We start from the raw sequence: 19,763 nt of genomic DNA, 5'->3' as shown, positions 1-19,763 counted from the left end.
ATGAAACTGAAACGTAGATAGTCTCGATATAAAAGGGGGAAAATAAAGTGGCAACACCATTTTTGAACGGACAAACGGCAGAATATGCATCTGAAGTATGGCCCGGTCTTGTATTGAAGCAAGGGGAACGTCATCTGTTGCTGCAGCTGCCTTCAATGGTTGAAGCGATGGGGAGCGCGGTTCACGGCGGCGGAGTGACACGGCTACGGAGGATGACCAACATCTATGTGGACCGTTTTTACGATTGTTCCGATCCGGTACGCGATGTGATCGAGTGGCTGCGGGAGTGGAGATATCCCATCGATACGACGGCAGGACTGCTGACGGCTGTGCAGCTGCGGCACGCGTCGGTCATGGAGGAGAAGAACGAGGAGGCGGCCGTATTCTGCTGCGTAACCGCCGGAACGTCGAATGCCGCCCGCGCGGGCTCGGAACGGACGACCTTTCCGGCATATACACCGGGAACAGTCAACATCATGCTGTTGATTGATGCCAAGCTGACCCAAGCGGCGATGCTTAATGCCATTATGACGGCCGTAGAGGCCAAAGCGGCCGCTCTTGCCGATTTGAATGTGCGCGATGCGGAGAATGGTCTGGTAGCAACAGGCACAACTTCGGATGCGATGATTCTGGGAGTAAGTCAAAGTGCTGCGCGTCAAGTGGAACATCAATACGCGGGAACGGCAACGGATCTTGGCGGCATGATCGGGCGCACGGTATACGGTGCAGTGAAAGAGGGGTTACTTACGGCATGGGCGGAGCGCAGTTAACACCCATGATGATTATGGCTGCGGCATTTATTCTGGATCTGTTGATTGGCGATCCGCGTTGGATTCCGCATCCGGTCATAGGTATGGGAAAGGCGATCAAAAAACTGGAGGCATGGATTCGTCGCCGCTTTCAGCCGGAGCATTTGAAAAAAGCGGGGATCCTTCTTCCGATTGTGGTGGCGGGGGGATCATTGGTGATCACCTGGGCGCTGTTGCAGCTTCTTGGCTGGATTCATCCCTGGCTAGCCTGGGCCGCCGAAATCGTCCTGATCGCAACGACGATTGCCGTCAAGGGGCTGAAGGATGCAGGTATGGAGGTATATCGACATTTGAAAAAGGGAGATCTGCCCGCTGCGCGGAACAGTCTCGGCATGATTGTCGGACGCGAGACCTCGCATTTGGACGAGCCGGAGATTGTCCGGGGAACGGTGGAAACCGTGGCAGAGAACATCGTGGATGCAGTGATCTCTCCGCTCCTGTATGCGCTAATCGGAGGAGCTCCTCTGGCTATGGCTTACCGCGCCGTGAATACGTTGGACTCGATGGTTGGCTATAAAAACGATAAATACATTCATCTGGGCTGGGCATCAGCCCGGCTGGATGATATCGCCAACTGGATTCCGGCAAGGCTGACGGCGCTGCTGCTTACCATCACCGCGGTGATTCTGAGACTGGATTCTAAGAGGGCCCTCCGTATGGTAAGGCGCGATGCAAGAAGGCATCCGAGCCCGAACAGCGGTTTCCCGGAATCGGCGGTGGCCGGCGCGCTGGGGATCCGTCTTGGCGGAACGAATGTGTATCATGGCGTCTCCTCGTTCAGGGCATACATGGGCGATGCGCTCAGACCTATGGAAGCCCAAGATATCCGGCTCACGAATCGAATGCTGTATACGGTTTCGGCGCTGTTCGTCATCATTGCTTTGCTCGCGATATGGGCAGTGGGAGGCACCCTATGGACCTGAAACGTATAGAACTCGTATGTATGAGACATGGCTCCACGGTGTGGAATGAACAGAAACGATACCTGGGACACTCGGATCTTAGCCTTAGTTTACATGGACAGAAGGAGCTGTCTTCCGCCCGAGATAAATTAAAGGAAATGATGTTTGACGCGGTCTACTGCAGCGATCTTGCGCGCTGCCGCGAAAGTCTGGAAGTCGTACGACCGGATCTTATGGCTAATGCCGTATACGATAGTGCCCTGCGTGAAATGGACTTTGGGAAGTGGGAAGGGCAAACCTATGACCAGCTCAAGGATTGGCCCTTATACCGGCAGTGGCTGGACGACCCGCAGCATGTGACGCCTCCGCAGGGAGAGACATGGGATTCGTTTGAGCGAAGAATTGCCGGGTTTCTGAAATCCATGCTGCAATCAGGCGAGCAAAGACAGACGGAAACATCCGCTTTTTCAGAATCGGTGCTGTTAGTGGCCCATGGCGGCGTAATCCGGCAAATGATCTCTTGCCTTATGCCTGGCCGGGCATTTTGGGATACCCGAATAGAGCCGGGTCAATTACTCGTGCTGACGCTGGAGCGCAGGGATGAAGAATGGAGCAGCTTGGAGATTCGCGTGGTTTGAGTAACGGGTACCCATTTGGACCCTGGAAAAAGCTGTCCGACCCAGGATTCGACGTTTTCAATTTCTATGAGAATATTGTCATTGTACCGATGATTTATTTCACCTATAATCAGAAGCTAGAGATGCATTGCCTGGAAATCAAGTGAATAATGATAACTGATGGGGTCCTGGAAAACGGCAACAGCCGCATGTTTCTTTCCGGGTGAAAAGGGAAGCCGGTGCAAATCCGGCACGGTCCCGCCACTGTAAAACAGGTATGGCCCGATATGCCACTGTTCCTCCGAAGGGGATGGGAAGGCCGGGTTGATTCTACCAAGCCTGTAAGTCAGGAGACCTGCCTCATGAGAATAATGACGGTCCTTCGAGGAAAGGATTACGATCTAACGCCATGTGAACACGGTCTTCTACACCGCAGACGCATGGCGCCCGACCTGACCGCGGCTACCGTGCCGCCCATGTCCGGGCAGACGTAATCCCTGGTTCTTGATCCAAGAATCGGGGTTTTTTATTGGGAAAACATATGATGTCCTATGGAGTTTTGCTGCCTTGGGTTTGTTATTCCTGTGATGTCTTCCGTCAAGCAATATTCATGGAAAGTAAATTCGCCAGGCCTCTTTTGTGTCTAAGAAAACGAAACAAAAAGAGGAGAGAACGAGAAAATGAACTTGAAATCATCAGTAAAAAGATGGTCAACCGGAGTCGCAGCGCTGCTGCTTGCATTATCCCTTGCGGCTTGCGGCAATAGCAGTGAAACGAAAGACAATGCGGCGGCGCCGCAGCAAGAGCCTGCGAAACAGGAGGCTGCACAGCCGGCCGCAGACAGCCTGAAAACGACATATCCGTTAACGCTGCAGGATGCAACCGGACAATCCTTTACGTTTAAAGAAGCGCCGAAGCATATCGTGTCGGTATCACCGGCAGAGACGGAAGCGCTGTTCGCGATTGGACTGAATGATGAGATCGTGGGCGTATCCGACTATGACGACTACCCGGAAACCGCGAAGTCCAAGCCGAAAATGGGCGGCATTATGAAGCCAAACGAAGAGGCCATTATTGCGGCACAGCCCGATGTTGTGTTCACGGGTATCTCGATGAGCGAAGAAGCGGTGAAGAAGCTGCGCGAGCTGAGTATTCCGATCTTCAAAACCGATCCCAAAACAGTGGATGACGTGATCAAAAACATTGAGACCTACGGACAGATCACGGATCATCAGGCTGAAGCGAAAAAGGTCGTTGAGCAGATGAAAGAGGAAGAGAGTAAGGTCGTAGAGGCCGTAAAATCCCTTAGTGACGAGCAGAAGAAAAAAGTGTATATCGAGTTTTCCCCCGGCTGGACGGTAGGCAAGGGAGAGTTCATGGATGAGCTTATCGGCCTTGCCGGCGGCATTAATGTGGCTTCCGATACGCAAGGGTGGAGCGAAATCAGCGAAGAGAAGATCATCAAGGACAACCCTGACGTGATTTTGTATGCGAAGAGCGTCATTGACGACAAAACCAAAAAAGGCCTAGGGGATATCATCAAAGGCCGCAGCGGCTGGGACCAGATTACAGCCGTGAAGAACGGGGCCGTCATCGGTTTGGACGACAATCTCTTGAGCCGTCCAGGTCCGCGCGTCACGCAAGGTCTTCAGGAAGTAGCGAAAGCCATCTATCCGGATCTGTTTAAATAATGAGCAAAAAACTGGCAGGTTACGGAGGGATTGGCATCGTACTGCTGGTGCTGACTCTGCTGATCTGTCTGGGGATCGGCTCGGTCGCACTGCCCGTCAAGGATATTGCACTGATTGTGCTTCATAGGCTGCCATGGATCGGCGATGCCATTCATCCGACATGGAATCCGTCCTTTGAGCAAATCATTATCAAGGTCCGGCTGCCCCGCGTGCTGCTGGGCATGCTGGTTGGTGCTGCGCTTGCGGTGGCCGGATCCGGATTTCAAGGCGTGCTACGGAACCCGCTGGCCGATCCGTTTACGCTCGGCGTATCCTCCGGCTCGGCCGTTGGCGCTTCGATCCTGATCTATTTTGGGATGCAGTATTCTTTGATCGGGGCATGGACGCTGCCTGCGCTCGCCTTTGTTACCGGATCCGTGACGCTATGGGGCGTCATGGCCCTGGCCCGTGAGGGAGGCAAAATTCCGACGAACAGTCTGATTCTGTCCGGCGTGGTGATGCAGTCCTTTCTCGGGGCAATCGTATCTTTCCTGACCGCGATGTCCAAGCAGACGGTCAATGAAATTTTATATTGGACAATGGGCAGTTTGAGCCTGCGTGGATGGTCGTATACGGCCATCCTTTTGCCGTATTTTCTGGTTGGATTCCTGTTTATCTGGAGCCGGGCGCGTTCTCTGAACCTCTTGTCTCTCGGGGAGCGGCAAGCCGCGCACTTGGGTGTCAATGTGGAAGGACTTAAAATGATGGTGCTTCTGGTCAGCACGCTGCTGACGGCGGCTGCCGTATCTATGGCCGGAGTGATCGGGTTCGTCGGTTTGGTGATCCCGCATGTGATTCGGCTGATAGCCGGGCCTGACTATCGTTATATCGTTCCGCTTTCCGCGATTGGCGGTGGTATATTTATGGTGTGGGCAGATACCCTTGCACGCTCGGTTCTTGCTCCAACGGAGATTCCGCTTGGCGTGGTGACAGCGTTCGTGGGCGCGCCGTTCTTTGGCTATCTGTTGTACCGCAACAAGAAGCAGCGAAGGGGGATAAGCTCTTGATTGAAGTTTCGGGCGTCGGGAAGCAGTATGGTGACATCACGGCCTTGAACCGCCTGGACTGGGCCATCGGGGAAGGCGAATGGTGGGGAATCATTGGTCCGAACGGAAGCGGCAAGTCGACGCTGATGCGCCTGCTTTCAGGAGTGGAACAGCTGAGCGAGGGTGCCATCACGATTCGCGGAGTCAATATTGCCGATTATAGCCGCAAGCAGCTCTCACGTATGATGGCTGTCCTGCAGCAGGAAGGCATTGCCCCAGTCCATTATCCTGTGAGGGAAGTCCTTGAGATGGGGCGCTATCCTTATCTGGACTGGCTCGGCCGCGACTCCAAGGATGACGTGGATACGCTGATTGAGGGAATCATGGATAAGCTGGAACTGCATGACTTAGCAGAACGCCCCCTTGACGAACTAAGCGGCGGACAACGACAGCGGGTGGCTTTAGGACAGGTGATGGCTCAGGAGCCGCAAATTTTGTTGCTGGATGAACCGACAACCTTTCTGGATATCCATTATCAGCAGCAGTTTATGGAGCTGGTGGCGAAGTGGAGGAAAGAGGCAGGAATCACCGTCATTGCAGTCCTGCATGATCTCAATCTGGCTGCCTTGTACTGCGACAAGCTGCTTGTGCTTCGAGACGGCAGGGCTGTTGGTTCAGGGACGCCGGCGGAAATGCTGACGGCAGAGCGTATCGGATACGTGTACGAGGTGGATCCGGTCGTGGTGGCTCATCCGTCCAATGGCGTACCGCAGATACTATTAACAAGGCAGGTTTGATGGTGTGTTTTTAAACTGTGTGCAGGTAATGATGTGAAATGATAGAACTTGGGAGGAAAGAACATGAACTCATTTTTAGAACAATACGTCGAACGGATAACGGGCCTCGATATGGAAGCTTCACGTGCGGAAGCCGTGTATATCGGCAATCTGACGGTTCCTCCCGGTGCTCTTGGAAAGCTGGAATCACTCGCTGTGCAACTGGCTGGCATAACGGGACAGATCAAGCCTTCTTTTGAAAAAAGAGAAGTGATTGTGATGGCCGCAGACCACGGCGTTTGCGAGGAAGGCGTCAGTGCATTTCCGCAGGAAGTCACATCGCAAATGATCTTTAACTTCCTCGCGGGCGGCGCGGCGGTGAACGTGCTGGCCAGACAGGCCGGAGCCGAGGTGGTGTGTGTAGACATCGGCGTCAACAACGATATTTCGCATCCAAGCCTGGTCTCGCGCAAAGTTCGTTACGGCACGGCCAATATGGCTAAGGGGCCAGCGATGATCCGCGAAGAAGCCGAGCGTTCCATTGAAACCGGGATTCGGATCGTGGAGGAAGCGGTGCAGCGCGGCGTGAGTATTTTTGTAACCGGGGAGATGGGCATTGGCAACACAACCGCAAGCGCGGCTGTCATGTGCGCTCTGACGAACACGGAGCCCAGGGAAGCAGCCGGACGCGGCACAGGCCTCGATGATGAACGCCTGAAACATAAAATAGGGATCATTGAAAAGGCGCTGAATTTGAATGCGCCCGATGCGACAGATCCTATCGATGTGCTTGCCAAGGTCGGAGGGCTTGAAATCGGTGGTCTGACGGGCGTTATCCTCGGCGCGGCTGCGAACCGCTGCCCTGTCATTATCGACGGATTTATTTCGAGTGCGGCGGCGCTTCTGGCACGGGCGATTTCTCCTGAAGCGGCCGCGTTCATGGTGGCATCCCACGCTTCCCATGAGCAAGGACACCGGCTGCTGCTGCAAGCGTTGGATCTGCGCCCGGGATTGGATCTGGATATGCGGATCGGCGAGGGAACCGGCGGCGTGCTCGGACTGACGCTGATTGATGCGGCATGCCGGATTGTTGGCGAGATGGCTACCTTTGAGAGCGCGGGCATCTCAGGTAGCGGAGCTCCGGAGCAGCCATGAGCATTCTGGTGACAGGCGGCGCTAGAAGCGGAAAGAGCTCCTTTGCGGAGCGATGGATCATGGAGAATGCGGATCAGGCAGTCTATGTGGCGACTGCACAGGCATTTGACCAGGAGATGAAGGAAAGGATCGCTCTGCATCAGGAGCAGCGGGACCAAGGGGGATTTTCCTGGCAAACGGTCGAGGAACCGCTGCGCCTGGCAGAGCTGCTTCAGTCCTGGCAATCGGAAGAACGAGCGCCGGCAGTGCTGGTTGACTGCTTGACCTTATGGCTGACCAACGTGATATTGGCAGTCGAAGGGCAGGAGAATATGGAGCTTCACATTCGTGAGGCGATCCATATGCTGGTGGAGCAGATCCGGCAGTATCCAGCCCCGCTTGCACTCGTGACGAACGAGGTCGGGGACGGTATTGTACCGGAGTACGCTCTTGGTAGGCTGTTCCGTGATTATGCGGGGATTCTGAATCAATCTGCGGCTCGTGTATGCACGCAGGTATTTTTGGTCACTGTCGGCATACCGATTGAGCTGAAGAGCAGGGAGTATCGGTTATGAACAAAGGAATGCAGGCACTAGCAGCGGCTTTTCAATTTCTGTCCCGGTTTCCTGTAAAAGCGGAGCTCGATTATACGCCGGAACTGTTCCGGAAGAGCACGCGTTATTATCCGCTGGTTGGAGCTGCCATTGGCGCGGTAGTCTGGTGCGGTGCGGCGGCGGCCACCTATCTTCTGCCTCCGCTGCCTGCAGCGGTGCTGATTCTTGCTCTATGGGCAGCTCTGACCGGCGGGCTGCATCTGGACGGATGGATGGACACCGCTGATGGGCTGCTGAGCTATAGACCACGTGAGCAAATGCTGGAGATTATGAAAGACAGCCGCGTAGGCGCGATGGGCGTGTTAGCCTGCGTACTGCTCCTTCTGCTAAAGGCAACGTTGATCTATTCTCTGCTCACTGGCGGCTGGCCGCCTCTCATGCTGCTACTGCCGCCGATATGGAGCCGTTGGTTCATGGTTCATGCGATGGCATCCTGGCCTATGGCAAGGGGCAAAGAGGGGCTGGCCGGGAAGAACTTCAACGGCATGGAAAAGCGGGATAGTCTGGTGGCTGTGCCTGGAGCGGTTATCTTGACCGCAGTGGCCGCTATCTTGTTACCGCTGCTTGGAAAGGGTGACTTCACATGGGCGCAGGCCACTCTGTCATGGATACTGCTGCCGCTCGCAGCCTGGGCGGCCGGATCCTGGTCAGCACGGCGGATGACCTCGAAGCTTGGCGGCTTAACGGGCGATACCTATGGTGCACTGAATGAGGGAATCGAAACAGTGCTGCTGCTCGTTCTTGTGATCATTCAATATCGCCTGTAAGTAGAGGAGGAACAACATGATGAACCCAACAGAACAGGGGACCGCGGGAAGCGCGGCTATACTGATGCTGCAGGGAACAGCCTCGGATGTAGGCAAGAGCGTCATTACTGCCGCGCTTTGCCGTATTTTCATGCAGGACGGCTTCCGGACGGCACCCTTCAAATCGCAGAATATGGCGCTGAATTCCTATGTCACCGAAGACGGCAAAGAGATCGGACGTGCCCAGGGCATGCAGGCGGAAGCCTGCGGCATCGAAGCGACAACCGATATGAATCCGATCCTGATTAAACCGACGCATGATATGCATTCCCAGATCGTGGTCCACGGACGTCCTCTTGCGAATATGAGTGCTGCGGATTACCGCAGCAATTATCTCCCGACAGCCAAAGACACGGTGATGGATGCGCTGGGGCGACTGCGCTCCGAATATGACATTGTCGTGATGGAAGGCGCGGGAAGTCCCGCCGAGATTAACCTCAAGGACAGGGATATCGTCAATATGAATCTGGCCGGCTGGGCGGATGCGCCGGTGGTGCTGGTGGCGGATATCGACCGAGGCGGCGTATTTGCTTTTCTGGTCGGAACCCTGGAGCTGCTGGAACCGCATGAACGTGAACGCGTGAAGGGATTTATCATCAATAAATTCCGCGGGGATTTGTCACTGCTGCAGCCGGGCCTGGACTGGCTGGAAGAGCGGACAGGCATACCTGTTCTTGGCGTACTGCCTTATATTCACGATATCCGGCTGGAAGCGGAGGACTCTGTTGTTCTGGAGAAATTGTCCGGGTCAGGGGCAGGATCAGCTGATATTGATATTGCCGTCATCCGCAGCCCGCGCATATCCAATTTCACAGATGTTGATCCATTGATGGAGGAGCCCGGTGTATCGGTGCGGTTCGTCAGCAGATCGGACGAGCTCGGAAATCCGGACGTCATCGTTCTGCCGGGAACGAAAAATACGATCGGCGATCTGGCATACCTTAGGGAGCGGGGCTTCGAGGCTGCGATTGCAAAAGAGATGGAGTCCGGCGGCACCCAGCTGGTCGGCATTTGCGGCGGTTACCAGATGCTTGGCCGCCAGCTTCGTGATCCGCACGGAGTGGAGGGATCGAAGGCCCAGGAAGTGAAGGGTCTGGGTTACCTGCCGCTCGCTACGATTTTCGCCGAAGAGAAAAGAACGGTTCGCGTCAGCGGTTTGTTGGATCCGGAATGTCCGGTGCAGCTTAGCCGCTTGGAGCAGGTCATGTCCGTTGCATTGGAAGGTTATGAAATACATATGGGCAGCACGGAGCTCCTGCTCGATTCGGAAGTGGGCGTACATCCGCTGTTTCAAATGATTGAAGCGGAAGGCGTCTTCAAAGCGGAAGGCTGCGGCACGCAAAACGGAAGAATTTGGGGAACCTATCTGCACGGGGTATTCCATAATGACGAATTCCGCAGAAGCTGGCTTAATGCGATTCGGGAAAAGAAAGGAATTCTTCTGGAAGACAGCACGTTCTCGGTTAAAGAACTGAAGGAGCGGGAGTTCGACCGGATTGCCGAATCGGTACGGGAACATGTCCGCTTAGATAAGATATATCAATTGATGGGCATCGGCACGTAAGGCGAAAGAAACCATTTCGCTCTACGCTGTGGAGCGCTTAGCCTGGTGCGGAGCAACATCGTTTCCAAAGTGTATGTTCACAGAATATTTCGCAAGTTATAAATTCGAAAAAAAAGGTAAAAATTGAGTAGAAGTCATCCTTGAAGAGTTTTCATGGATGGCTTCTTTTTTTAGATGCGGAGAGGACTGCATATCGGATACTCGGGTTTCTTTTGCTCACAATGAGATGGAGTATAAAGGAAATTCATTATCCGGCCGTAGATTCTTCAGTTCGAGGATTTCATGGCTTAAACGATCTTCAAAAAATTTTCTAAAATTAATCCTATCCAATTACTATGGATTATGCTAATATAAAAAATGCTTATTCCGATGAGTTTACTTACATGGAAAATATACGTTATTATCCGAAGTTTTGGATTTGGGGACCGGGTACGTGAAGCATGACTTTTTTCCAAGGATTAAACTTACCATCGGCAACATCATTTAAATCAGATCATGCGTACATCCGCATAGGTCTTAACGATAAAGGGGTGCATAAAGAAGATGAATACATTATGGGTTATTATCAACGTGATCGTCATGCTGGCTCTCATCGGCTTGCTGCTCTGGATGCAGAAGAAGCATGTTTCGTTCACCAAACGAGTTTTTACCGGCCTTGGTCTCGGGATCGTGTTCGGCGTTGTTTTGCAATTAATCTTCGGCGTTGATTCCGCCGTCATTACGAAGTCAACGGACTGGTTCAACCTCGCAGGCTACGGTTATGTCGGCCTGCTGCAAATGGTGGTCATTCCACTGATTATGGTTTCGATCATTTCCGCGATCATGAACTTGAAAGGCAGACAGAATCTCGGCAAAATGAGTGCATCGATTATCGCTGTGCTGTTGATTACCGTAGCCATCGCTGCCGCAGTCAGTATCGCGACCAGCGTCAGCTTTAACCTGAAAGCGATAGATATCAAAGCGGGCGACCGTGAAACGCAGCAAGGACAAAAGCTGGAGCAGAAGCTCGGTGATATCCAGGATAAAACGATTCCGCAGCAAATTCTGGAATTCGTACCAACCAATCCATTCGCTGATATGACGGGGGCACGTCGTTCATCGACATTGGCGGTTGTCATTTTCTCCGCATTCATCGGAGTAGCTGCGCTGGGTATCGACCGGAAAAAGCCGGAGCAGGCTGCAACCTTCCGGAAAATGGTTGAAGCTGTCTACGCCGTCGTATTGAGGATTGTTACACTCGTACTGAGGCTGACTCCTTACGGCATCTTGGCCTTGATTACGAAAACAGTAGCAACAACGAATGTCGAAGAAATCCTGAAGCTGATCAAATTCGTCGGCGCATCGTATGTCGCGCTGATCGTGATGTTCATCATTCATCTGATTATCATTGCTCTTTTCGGATTCAATCCGATCCAGTATGTAAGAAAGGTATTCCCGACACTGACCTTTGCCTTTACTTCCCGTTCCAGTGCGGCAACCATTCCATTGAACGTGGAGACGCAAACGAAGAAGCTGGGCGTATCCGAGGGGATCGCGAATCTGTCCGCCACCTTTGGCGCAACGATTGGACAGAATGGCTGCGCCGGTATTTATCCGGCCATGCTGGCTTGCATGATCGCTCCTACGGTTGGAATTGATCCACTAAGCTGGAGCTTCATCGTGAAGCTGATCCTGATCGTGGTTATCAGCTCCTTCGGCGTAGCCGGCGTAGGCGGCGGGGCGACCTTCGCTTCCCTGATCGTATTGTCTACGATGAACCTTCCGGTAGCACTCGCAGGTCTTCTGATCTCGGTTGAGCCTCTGATCGATATGGGCCGTACGGCGCTGAACGTCAACGACTCCATGGTGGCCGGGCTCGTATCCAGTAAAGTGCTCAAAGAGAATGACCATGACGTCTTTAATAATGATGTGGACTTGGATAACACTGTTCAGGCGTAATCCTAGACTGGCATCAAGACAGGAAGCTGTCTATTATAGAAGAAAGTATTGAACAGAGCCTCGGCAGGATGCCGGGGCTCTGTTCGTGTCCAGGCGTAAATGGCAATATATGCAGCTCCGAAAAAAATCGTAGCCACAGGGAATAGATTATGTTACATTAGAACATGTTTTTTGGTCGGCAAAGCCGGTCCGGAGAACCGCGGTTCGCAACCATCCCGCGTAATCAAAACTAGGAGGAATCACCATGTTCAATTTACTATGGGGTATTGTTTACGTACTCGTGAATTTTTCACTGTACTTACTGTGTTACCGTTTGTTCGGCAAGAAGGGCTTATATGCCTGGATCGGTGTTGCGACCGTTGTGGCCAACATTCAGGTGACCAAAACCATCGATATTTTCGGCATCGCGATGACGCTCGGCAATACGATGTATGTCAGTCTGTATATGACAAGCGACCTGCTGAACGAAAAATACGGCAGGAAGGAAGCGCAGAAGGCGGTCTGGTTCGGTTTCTTCACGCTGATTATGACCACGATCCTGATGCAGATGGCCTTGTACTTCTCGCCGCTAGGCGGAGGAGATGACGAGATTCAAAAGGCACTTCAAAGTATATTCGGCCTGATGCCGCGACTTGCGCTCGGAAGTCTGACCGCTTATTTCGTAAGCCAGTTCCTGGACGTCAAGCTCTATACCTGGATTCGCAAGTTTTACGGCAAGCGCAATCAGTTCTGGATCCGCAATAACGGCAGCACGATGATCAGCTCGTTGGTGGATACGCTCATCTTCTGCGTCATTGCTTTTGCGGGGAGAGAAGGCTTTACCTGGACGATCTGGCTGGAAGTGTTCCTGACGACGTACATTATCAAATTCGTGCTGACCGCCGTGGGTACGCCGTTCCTGTATATTGCCCGCGACTTCAAGTTCGCCGATGATAAATAGAGTCTATATTCATCGAATCATATGGTTGCAATAAAAGAAAAAACCGGAAGCACCATCCTTTAGCAGGATGAGGCATCCGGTTTTTATTGTTTCAACGGAAAATTTATCCTTCGAGCGTGATCAGTTCCTTAGGATAGGAGGTCAGCACCTCGACGCCGTTTTCCGTTACGAAAATATCGTCCTCGATCCGCACGCCGCCCAGGCCAGCCACATAAATGCCCGGTTCCACGGTGAATACCATGCCAGGCTGCACCAGATCCGTGTTTTTGCCATGTACTGAAGGATATTCATGCACATCCATACCCAGGCCATGTCCTAGCCGATGCAGGAAATATGGGCCATAGCCCGCCTTTTCGATGGCATCCCGTGCAGCTTTGTCCACCGAAGCGAGGGTGACGCCCGGCTTGATCGCTTGAATGCCCTGCAGATTGCCTTCCAGAACGGCGTTGTAGATTTTCTTCAATTCAGGGGAGATTTCTCCGACCGCAAAGGTACGAGTGATGTCGGAGGCATATCCGTCCGCGTATACGCCCATGTCGAACATGAGCAGGTCTCCGTGCTGGATTTTGCGGTCACCCGGCGTTCCATGGGGAAGGGCCGTTTTCGGACCGGACAGTACCATCGTTTCGAAGGATGGACCCTGCGCACCGAGTTTCTTCATCAAATACTCCAGCTCGGCGACGATTTCGATTTCAGTCACGCCAGTCTTAACGCTTTTCAGTCCTTGGCGCAGCACTTCCTCGATGAGCTGCATCGCATGCTTCATGCGCTTGATTTCTTCAGGCGACTTGTTGACGCGCATGCTGCGGAGCAGCGGGCCGATATCGGCGTATTGTTTTGCAGGTACCGATGCGCTCAGCTCCTCATAACGAGCCACGGTCAGCTGTTCCTTCTCGATGCCGAGGGTTCCGATGCTTCCCTTGAACTGCTGCTGCAGCAACTGGTACGGATTATCCGTATCGCTGTGGGTGATGATGTTCTTCACGCTGGAGGCTGCACTTGCAGCTTCGGCGTCCAGTGCGGGCACGATCAGCAGTGGTTCTTCTCCACGGATCAGCAGGAGACCGAGAAAACGCTCATGCGGATCGCTTGCAAATCCGGTCAGGTAATATACATGCTTGGGATCGGTAACCAGAAGGCTGTCCAGTCCCTTTTCATTCATGGATAGTTCCAATTGATTCAGTCGGCTGCTCATATACAGGTCTTCCTTTCTAAGACAAAGGTTTTCTAATTATAACACTCAATCTCAATTCGCATGAATGCGTAAAGGCTATTTTTTAGGATTGCTCCAGACTCTTCAATAATTCGGCAAGGCGCACGGATGGAGCTTGATCGTACAAGCCGCCGTGGTAGCAGAATATGTTGTCCAGCGGCAGGTCCTTTAGTTTATGCATGCTCCGCACGGCTTCCTCCATATCCGGAGTAAAGGCTTCGGCGGGACCCGCCAATTCACCGTTAACGACCCGCAGTTCATCCGCAGCCAGCAGCATCTTCTCCTTCGGCATATACAGACAGATATGTCCCGGCGTATGCCCTGGCGTATGAATCACCCTCATGCCCCCATGGATATCCAGCAGCTCGCCGTCCTTGATTTCGCGGGCAATGCGAATGGACGGGAGTCTGTCAAAAAGGGAACGGATCGCAGATTGGGCAGCTTCCGGCATTTTGGCCAGTCGCTCGTCCGTCATTTTAATCAAAGGTTTTACGCCTGTGATATAAGGAACTTCATCGGCATGCGCCCAGACCTCGATATCCGGATACTCCGCAGTGAGCTCGGCCAGATTGCTGATATGGTCTATATCCTGATGCGTGACAATGATTCGTTTGATATCGGAAAGCTGAAGACCGGCATCCTCGACCGCCTGCGTCACTTGATCCATCTGTCCGATATTACCGGTATCCACCAGCGTGGCCCCGCTGTCATCCCACAACAGTACAGGCTGGTAGGCTGGCTCCGCAGAGTCTTGATGCGTATAGAGTTCAATTGAAGCGATGTGTTGTCCAAGTTTCATATGATTTTCCGGATGAATATCCGGTACACCTCCTTTGGTATCTTGTTTCTTCTTCATTATAATGCTGCGGGCTTTAAAAATAAAAATCACCTGCTGCGTAATCAATAGGCTGCTTCCATGATTACAATCATCATTGGAGAAGAATTAACTTCACTGAGAGGATATGGAGGATGGAAATGGAAAAAATTAATTGATTTCCTTCTCTCGAAATGTTTAATTACAAATAGGAATGATGAATGAACGCAATGTTTTGTAGGATCATGGGGTTACGTCATACCAATCTGGGATGCGGAACGGGAGGAACAATATATGGAAAAGATGATGATCGTGACCGGAGCCAACTCCGGCATGGGGCTGGCTTCTACTGTTGCGCTGGCCAAGACCGGAGCAGAAGTTGTGATGGTATGCCGTAATGAACAGCGCGGTCAGGCGGCTCTGGTGGAGGCCATCCGGCAAAGCGGCTCGGACAAAATTCAGCTGATGCTTTGCGACTTGGGCAGCTTAACCAGCATAAGGGAGTTTGCCAAGGCTTTTACGGAGCGCTATGACAGGCTCGATGTGCTCCTTAATAATGCCGGTGTGGTGATGATTAAACGTCAGGAGACGTCGGATGGCTTCGAAATGGATCTTGGGGTCAATCACCTGGGGCATTTTCTGCTGACCCATTTGCTTCTGGATGTACTGCTTGCTTCACCGCAAGGGCGAGTGGTATCGGTAGCCTCCGGGGCTTATAAGGCCGGGAAAATTCATTTTGACGACCCGTTTCTGAAGCGCGGATTCAACCCGGCCAAAGCCTATGCACAGTCCAAGCTGGCGAACATCCTGTTTACGAAGGAGCTGGCTTCGCGTCTGGAGGGTACGCATGTTACGGCCAACTGCGTTCATCCCGGAGCCGTAGGCACCCAAATCGGCGTCAACCGGGATACCGGATTTGGCAAAACGGTGCTGGCGATGCTAAAGCCGTTCTTCCTGACTCCGGAAAAGGGCGCGGAGACTGCCGTGTATCTCGCCACTGCACCCGAGCTGGAGAAGGTGAGCGGTCAGTATTTTTACAAAAAAAACCCGCAGAAGCTGTCAACCAAAGCCGATAGCACAGAGGATGCCAAGCGGCTGTGGGAGTGGAGCTGCGAGCAGGTGGGGATCGCGGAGAGTTGATGCTATTTTGACCAGAAGGACGCTTCTACACATGCCTTATGAAGGCGATAAACAAATGGAGAGAACAATCAAGTGAATCCAAATGAAAACCTTGAAACGAACCGAGAGGGGGTAAAAGTAGAACCACAGACCTTTATTCCCCCGCTGCAACCTAAGGGGCTGGGCGGATGGCTGGGATTTATGCAGATTAATATGTACTTTTCGCTCGCTTATTTTTCGAATTATTTTTTTCGGAGTTTGCTTCCAATCTATGCTCAGGAGAACTGGGGTGACTTAACTTCGCCGGAAGGCGATTATTACAACCCGTATGCCAAAGGGGTTTTTATACTGGAATCCCTGTCAACGGTTGTACTAATGGGATTGATCGTCGTCGCTTTGGTGCTGATGTACCGGAAGAAAGCGGCGTTTCCACCCATCATGATTTGTTATTTTGTGCTCACCGTTCTGTTCGATATTGGAACGAATATGATGTTTCAGCGTTTTTTGACGTATGAAGATTTGTCCGGAGCTGACAAGGAACAATATATGGACACCGGATTGCTGATCAAGCGGTTTCTGTTCTGTTCGGCCTGGGTAGCTTATCTGATCCGGTCCAAACGGGTAAAAAATACATTCATTCAATGAGTCGATGCAGTGTCATAAGAAAATGGATGCCAAGCGGAATAGAAGCCCGCGATCCTATCATGAAGCTGTAACTATTGCAATGTGTTGATGCTCATATCACTCTAGTATGTGCTCGGTAATGATTGATTGGCTGAAATTCTCCCTGTTTCCATTTTTATAGATAGCGCAGCGGGCGTTCTTCTACTAAAATAAAAAACAAAACCACTCGGATCACCGCAGGAGGAATGCATACATCATGAAACTGGACCACTATACGATCGAAGATGCACAGGCAGAGGATCTGCAGGCTATTGTTGACATTTATAACTCAACCATTGAGGGAAGAAAAGTGACGGCGGATCTGGAGCCCGTGACTGTGGCGAGCCGGCAGCGCTGGTTCGATGAGCATAACAGCCATCATCGCCCGCTCTGGGTGATGAAGTCCGAGGGAGAGACGCTGGCTTGGCTAAGTTTCCAATCCTTTTATGGACGAGCTGCGTACAATGCGACGGCAGAGATCAGCATCTACGTATCCGAGACCTGCCGCGGCAAGGGAGTAGGCGGCATTTTGCTGGAAAAGGCATTTGCAGCATGTCCGGGCCTAGGCATTAAGCGGTTAGTTGGCTTCGTGTTCGGTCATAATGACGCAAGCCTCAAGCTCCTGCGCAAGTACGGTTTTGAGGATTGGGGGATGCTGCCCGGCGTGGCTGAGCTGGATGGCATCGAACGGGATCTGGTGATCATCGGTAAAAAGGTTGAGGCGTGAGGATTAGGGCCCGCTCTTAGTGACGATTCCACAGTAAAGTAAATGATCCATCATAAGAAAATCAACTCGAAGTGTCCCTGTTGGCAGGCGACCGTAGAGTTGGTTTTTTTTATGGGAAATGCTGTCATGGAGAATTTGAGAGTAAATTCGTGAAAAATTGTATTTACATGAACAGACAAGCGCTGGCATACTATATTCAATCGGGCGAACTCCGGGATATTCTGGTAAAATGAAATTATTCATGGGTACATAAGGAGGAATATAATGATGAAGCGTTTAAAATTGGGACTGGCCGTGATGTTGTCCCTGCTGCTCGTGTTGCTCGCGGGCTGTCAGGCTGTTGGCGGCGTGGATGTCAGTAAGGCAGCGCTTAGCACATTGGATGTCAAATCGTCCATGTCGAAGCAAACCCTTTCATTGCAGCTGGTGCCAACGGACGGCAAGTTAACGGAAGAAGACCAGAAGGCCATCGATTTGCTGAATTCTTTTTCCGTGACCATCGATCAGGCAGCGGTGAAGGACATGAACAATGCCTCGATGGAAGGGTCGGTTCAACTTCAAGGCAAGAAGCTTCCTTTCCATTTGGCTATGGACAAAAAAGCGCTGACCCTGTCGGTTGAAGGCATGACGCAGCCTATATCCGTTCCACTGGAGCTCGAAGATTTGGATCTTGGATTCGTAGGTCAGAACATGACCAATGAAAGCTTGATTCAAATGTATAAGGATGTACTTGGATTCCTGCTGAAGCACACGCCGAATCCGTCATCCATTTCTGTAACGCCAGTGACCGAGAAAGTAAATGGAGAGTCGTTGTCCCTGCAAAAACTGCATATCGATATTCGCGGGGATGAGCTTGTCGGCTTGGCGAAAGGGTTCCTGACAAGTGTGTCTAAGGATAAAGAAGGCGTGAAGCAGCTAATCAGCAACTTGTATGATACCTATTATCCGATCTTTGCAGCCTATGCGGGAGCGCCGGAAGAAACGGCGGCACCGGATAATGCAGAGAAAGAAAAGAATATCAATGAAGCCGTGAATGAACTGATGGGCGCACTGGATGAGCTGCTCCCTGACTATGATAAGAATGTAGATGGTCTGTTCCAGGAAGCGCCGGAGCTTAGCGAGATTTTGGGCAAAAACACCGTGCTTTCTCTCGATTTCATGCTCGACAGCAAGCTCAATATCCGTAAGCAAAACATGGATTTGACAGTGCAGCTGCCTGCATCCGAAGATTTGCCAATCAAACAAGTGAAGGTTCATTCCGAAGCCGAAACTTGGAAAGTCAATGAGCCGGTAACGGTTCATGCGGTGGACAGCTCCAAAGGAATCTGGGAAGTCAATCCGGGCGAAGCCACGCCAGGCGAGGTACTGCGCCATTTGGATCGCCAATCGGAGCTGTACCGTTTGCTGAAGGATGATATGAACATTACCAGCAAGTCCTTCTCGATGTATACGGAGGAAGATGCCAGCGAGCTGTATGACGCCGGATTTGAACCTGTGGTTGTCAACAATACCATGATGGTGCCGCTAAAATATGTGGCGGATGAGCTCGACGCGAAGCTGGTATGGGATAATGCCACCAAGCAAATCACGTTGACCGATGACCTGACGGGATCGAAAATCGTCCTGAAAATGGGTTCGAAGCTGGCCTCCATCGATGGCGTGAACGAAACGCTCGCCCAGCCCGTTCAAAATATGGACGGTTATGCTTACGTACCGATGCGTTTTATCACCAAAGCGCTTGGAGCGCAAGGAAACTGGGATCGCAACGAACAAACCGTAACGATCGTTAGAAACTAATAGAGCAAAGCGAATTGTTCGGAAAGAATCGGGGACGGTTGAGAAACCGTCTCTTTTCTTATGTCTGGAGGTGTATGGTCTGGATAAAAGGAGGGAGTTTGATGAACGGGAGAACGATTCGAATTCTACATCAAGCATCGCGCGGTGCTTACGCTAATTTATTCGGCTGGCCTGCGCATCAGCGAAGCCATTCACCTGAAGGTATATGATCTGGATGTAGAGCGCGGTACCATTCATGTGCGACAAGCGAAGGGAAGAAAGGACCGTTACACCTTGCTATCGCAAACAGCATATAAGCTCCTTGAGCAGTATATCCGAATCGAAAAACCAGAAAACTGGCTATTTCCAGGAGGTACAGAGGGCAGGCCCATTACGGCGAGAACCATTCAGCATGTATTCGAGAAGGCTGTGCAAAAGGCAGGAATTCAAAAACCCGCGACGGTACATACACTTAGGCATTCTTTTGCGACTCATCTCTTGGAAGCGGGTACAGATATCCGATATATCCAAGAGCTGCTCGGTCATGCAAGTTCCAAGACAACCGAGATTTATACCCACGTGAGCATCAGAGGTATCCGCCGCATTCAAAGCCCGCTGGACCGGATATGAGAGAT

At 52.0% G+C, this 19,763-nt stretch carries 20 protein-coding genes and 1 riboswitch; of the genes, 18 read left to right on the top strand and 2 right to left on the bottom strand.

Annotation, left to right across the window (positions count from 1 at the left end; translation table 11 throughout):
- Positions 1–47 precede the first annotated feature (47 nt).
- From GRF59_RS12115 to GRF59_RS12060, 13 genes are all read left to right on the top strand, one after another.
- On the top strand, positions 48–770 hold the full coding sequence (locus GRF59_RS12115; protein WP_160497791.1) for an adenosylcobinamide amidohydrolase: 723 nt from the start codon (positions 48–50) through the stop codon (positions 768–770).
- Entirely contained in the window at positions 752–1,732 is a 981-nt protein-coding gene (gene cbiB, locus GRF59_RS12110) for an adenosylcobinamide-phosphate synthase CbiB (RefSeq protein WP_160497790.1), read from the top strand. Before GRF59_RS12115 ends, cbiB begins: the two co-directional genes overlap by 19 nt.
- Positions 1,723–2,349, top strand: coding sequence for a histidine phosphatase family protein (locus tag GRF59_RS12105; protein WP_160497789.1), 627 nt, complete (start codon positions 1,723–1,725; stop codon positions 2,347–2,349). Before cbiB ends, GRF59_RS12105 begins: the two co-directional genes overlap by 10 nt.
- 145 nt (positions 2,350–2,494) lie before the next feature.
- Positions 2,495–2,705, top strand: a riboswitch (cobalamin riboswitch).
- Entirely contained in the window at positions 2,691–2,822 is a 132-nt protein-coding gene (locus GRF59_RS29990; RefSeq protein ID WP_272914974.1) for a hypothetical protein, read from the top strand. It overlaps the preceding riboswitch by 15 nt.
- A gap of 186 nt (positions 2,823–3,008) precedes the next feature.
- Positions 3,009–4,019 carry an ABC transporter substrate-binding protein gene (locus GRF59_RS12100; protein WP_160497788.1) on the top strand — a complete coding sequence of 337 codons (1,011 nt, stop codon included), beginning with the start codon at positions 3,009–3,011 and terminating at the stop codon, positions 4,017–4,019.
- Positions 4,019–5,065, top strand: a complete 1,047-nt coding sequence (locus GRF59_RS12095; RefSeq protein WP_160497787.1) for a FecCD family ABC transporter permease — start codon at positions 4,019–4,021, stop codon at positions 5,063–5,065. The genes GRF59_RS12100 and GRF59_RS12095 overlap by 1 nt, the downstream gene beginning before the upstream one ends.
- The gene (locus GRF59_RS12090; RefSeq protein WP_160497786.1) at positions 5,062–5,841 is read left to right on the top strand and encodes an ABC transporter ATP-binding protein; all 780 of its coding nucleotides are present in this window, start codon (positions 5,062–5,064) and stop codon (positions 5,839–5,841) included. The genes GRF59_RS12095 and GRF59_RS12090 overlap by 4 nt, the downstream gene beginning before the upstream one ends.
- A 63-nt stretch (positions 5,842–5,904) precedes the next feature.
- Complete coding sequence (gene cobT / locus GRF59_RS12085; RefSeq protein WP_160497785.1) at positions 5,905–6,975, top strand: nicotinate-nucleotide--dimethylbenzimidazole phosphoribosyltransferase; 1,071 nt, start codon at positions 5,905–5,907, stop codon at positions 6,973–6,975.
- Entirely contained in the window at positions 6,972–7,529 is a 558-nt protein-coding gene (gene cobU / locus GRF59_RS12080; protein ID WP_160497784.1) for a bifunctional adenosylcobinamide kinase/adenosylcobinamide-phosphate guanylyltransferase, read from the top strand. The genes cobT and cobU overlap by 4 nt, the downstream gene beginning before the upstream one ends.
- The gene (gene cobS / locus GRF59_RS12075) at positions 7,526–8,335 is read left to right on the top strand and encodes an adenosylcobinamide-GDP ribazoletransferase (protein ID WP_160497783.1); all 810 of its coding nucleotides are present in this window, start codon (positions 7,526–7,528) and stop codon (positions 8,333–8,335) included. Before cobU ends, cobS begins: the two co-directional genes overlap by 4 nt.
- Before the next feature lie 19 nt (positions 8,336–8,354).
- Complete coding sequence (locus GRF59_RS12070) at positions 8,355–9,938, top strand: cobyric acid synthase (protein ID WP_237391816.1); 1,584 nt, start codon at positions 8,355–8,357, stop codon at positions 9,936–9,938.
- 543 nt (positions 9,939–10,481) lie between these two features.
- Positions 10,482–11,876, top strand: a complete 1,395-nt coding sequence (locus tag GRF59_RS12065; RefSeq protein WP_160497782.1) for an L-cystine transporter — start codon at positions 10,482–10,484, stop codon at positions 11,874–11,876.
- Positions 11,877–12,120: 244 nt separating this feature from the next.
- Entirely contained in the window at positions 12,121–12,816 is a 696-nt protein-coding gene (locus GRF59_RS12060) for a queuosine precursor transporter (RefSeq protein WP_160497781.1), read from the top strand.
- Between the two features lie 103 nt (positions 12,817–12,919).
- On the opposite strand, the gene GRF59_RS12055 is transcribed toward GRF59_RS12060, so the two are convergent.
- Positions 12,920–14,011, bottom strand: a complete 1,092-nt coding sequence (locus GRF59_RS12055) for a M24 family metallopeptidase (protein ID WP_160497780.1) — start codon at positions 14,009–14,011, stop codon at positions 12,920–12,922.
- Positions 14,012–14,093: 82 nt separating this feature from the next.
- Entirely contained in the window at positions 14,094–14,885 is a 792-nt protein-coding gene (locus GRF59_RS12050; protein ID WP_237391728.1) for an MBL fold metallo-hydrolase, read from the bottom strand.
- Positions 14,886–15,137: 252 nt separating this feature from the next.
- Between GRF59_RS12050 and GRF59_RS12045 the strand changes: the two genes are divergently transcribed.
- The 5 genes from GRF59_RS12045 (at position 15,138) to GRF59_RS12025 (ending at position 19,758) form a co-directional block, all read left to right on the top strand.
- Entirely contained in the window at positions 15,138–15,983 is an 846-nt protein-coding gene (locus tag GRF59_RS12045; RefSeq protein WP_160497779.1) for an SDR family oxidoreductase, read from the top strand.
- 72 nt (positions 15,984–16,055) lie between these two features.
- Positions 16,056–16,607 (top strand): DUF2569 family protein, encoded by a 552-nt coding sequence (locus tag GRF59_RS12040; RefSeq protein ID WP_160497778.1) that lies wholly within the window; start codon positions 16,056–16,058, stop codon positions 16,605–16,607.
- Between the two features lie 235 nt (positions 16,608–16,842).
- Complete coding sequence (locus tag GRF59_RS12035) at positions 16,843–17,352, top strand: GNAT family N-acetyltransferase (RefSeq protein WP_160497777.1); 510 nt, start codon at positions 16,843–16,845, stop codon at positions 17,350–17,352.
- Positions 17,353–17,619: 267 nt separating this feature from the next.
- Positions 17,620–19,149, top strand: coding sequence for a copper amine oxidase N-terminal domain-containing protein (locus GRF59_RS12030; RefSeq protein ID WP_160497776.1), 1,530 nt, complete (start codon positions 17,620–17,622; stop codon positions 19,147–19,149).
- 129 nt (positions 19,150–19,278) lie between these two features.
- Positions 19,279–19,758 carry a tyrosine-type recombinase/integrase gene (locus tag GRF59_RS12025; protein WP_160498250.1) on the top strand — a complete coding sequence of 160 codons (480 nt, stop codon included), beginning with the start codon at positions 19,279–19,281 and terminating at the stop codon, positions 19,756–19,758.
- The last annotated feature ends 5 nt before the right edge of the window (positions 19,759–19,763 follow it).

The organism is Paenibacillus dendrobii (genome assembly GCF_009807035.1).
GTDB lineage: Bacteria > Bacillota > Bacilli > Paenibacillales > Paenibacillaceae > Paenibacillus_AQ > Paenibacillus_AQ dendrobii.
The sequence above is the reverse complement of the archived record's forward strand: the minus strand, read 5'-3'. Positions and strand labels throughout refer to the sequence as shown.

What these genes read in the sequence shown, in the direction of transcription:
- GRF59_RS12065 (WP_160497782.1), top strand. Translation starts at nt 10,482, where the DNA reads ATGAATACATTATGGGTTATTATCAACGTGATCGTCATGCTGGCTCTC.
- GRF59_RS12105 (WP_160497789.1), top strand. Translation starts at nt 1,723, where the DNA reads ATGGACCTGAAACGTATAGAACTCGTATGTATGAGACATGGCTCCACG.
- GRF59_RS12100 (WP_160497788.1), top strand. Translation starts at nt 3,009, where the DNA reads ATGAACTTGAAATCATCAGTAAAAAGATGGTCAACCGGAGTCGCAGCG.
- GRF59_RS12030 (WP_160497776.1), top strand. Translation starts at nt 17,620, where the DNA reads ATGAAGCGTTTAAAATTGGGACTGGCCGTGATGTTGTCCCTGCTGCTC.
- GRF59_RS12095 (WP_160497787.1), top strand. Translation starts at nt 4,019, where the DNA reads ATGAGCAAAAAACTGGCAGGTTACGGAGGGATTGGCATCGTACTGCTG.
- cobS (WP_160497783.1), top strand. Translation starts at nt 7,526, where the DNA reads ATGAACAAAGGAATGCAGGCACTAGCAGCGGCTTTTCAATTTCTGTCC.
- GRF59_RS12055 (WP_160497780.1), bottom strand. Translation starts at nt 14,011, where the DNA reads ATGAGCAGCCGACTGAATCAATTGGAACTATCCATGAATGAAAAGGGA.
- GRF59_RS12060 (WP_160497781.1), top strand. Translation starts at nt 12,121, where the DNA reads ATGTTCAATTTACTATGGGGTATTGTTTACGTACTCGTGAATTTTTCA.
- GRF59_RS12070 (WP_237391816.1), top strand. Translation starts at nt 8,355, where the DNA reads ATGAACCCAACAGAACAGGGGACCGCGGGAAGCGCGGCTATACTGATG.
- GRF59_RS12035 (WP_160497777.1), top strand. Translation starts at nt 16,843, where the DNA reads ATGAAACTGGACCACTATACGATCGAAGATGCACAGGCAGAGGATCTG.
- cobT (WP_160497785.1), top strand. Translation starts at nt 5,905, where the DNA reads ATGAACTCATTTTTAGAACAATACGTCGAACGGATAACGGGCCTCGAT.
- GRF59_RS12050 (WP_237391728.1), bottom strand. Translation starts at nt 14,885, where the DNA reads ATGAAGAAGAAACAAGATACCAAAGGAGGTGTACCGGATATTCATCCG.
- GRF59_RS29990 (WP_272914974.1), top strand. Translation starts at nt 2,691, where the DNA reads ATGAGAATAATGACGGTCCTTCGAGGAAAGGATTACGATCTAACGCCA.
- GRF59_RS12045 (WP_160497779.1), top strand. Translation starts at nt 15,138, where the DNA reads ATGGAAAAGATGATGATCGTGACCGGAGCCAACTCCGGCATGGGGCTG.
- cobU (WP_160497784.1), top strand. Translation starts at nt 6,972, where the DNA reads ATGAGCATTCTGGTGACAGGCGGCGCTAGAAGCGGAAAGAGCTCCTTT.
- cbiB (WP_160497790.1), top strand. Translation starts at nt 752, where the DNA reads ATGGGCGGAGCGCAGTTAACACCCATGATGATTATGGCTGCGGCATTT.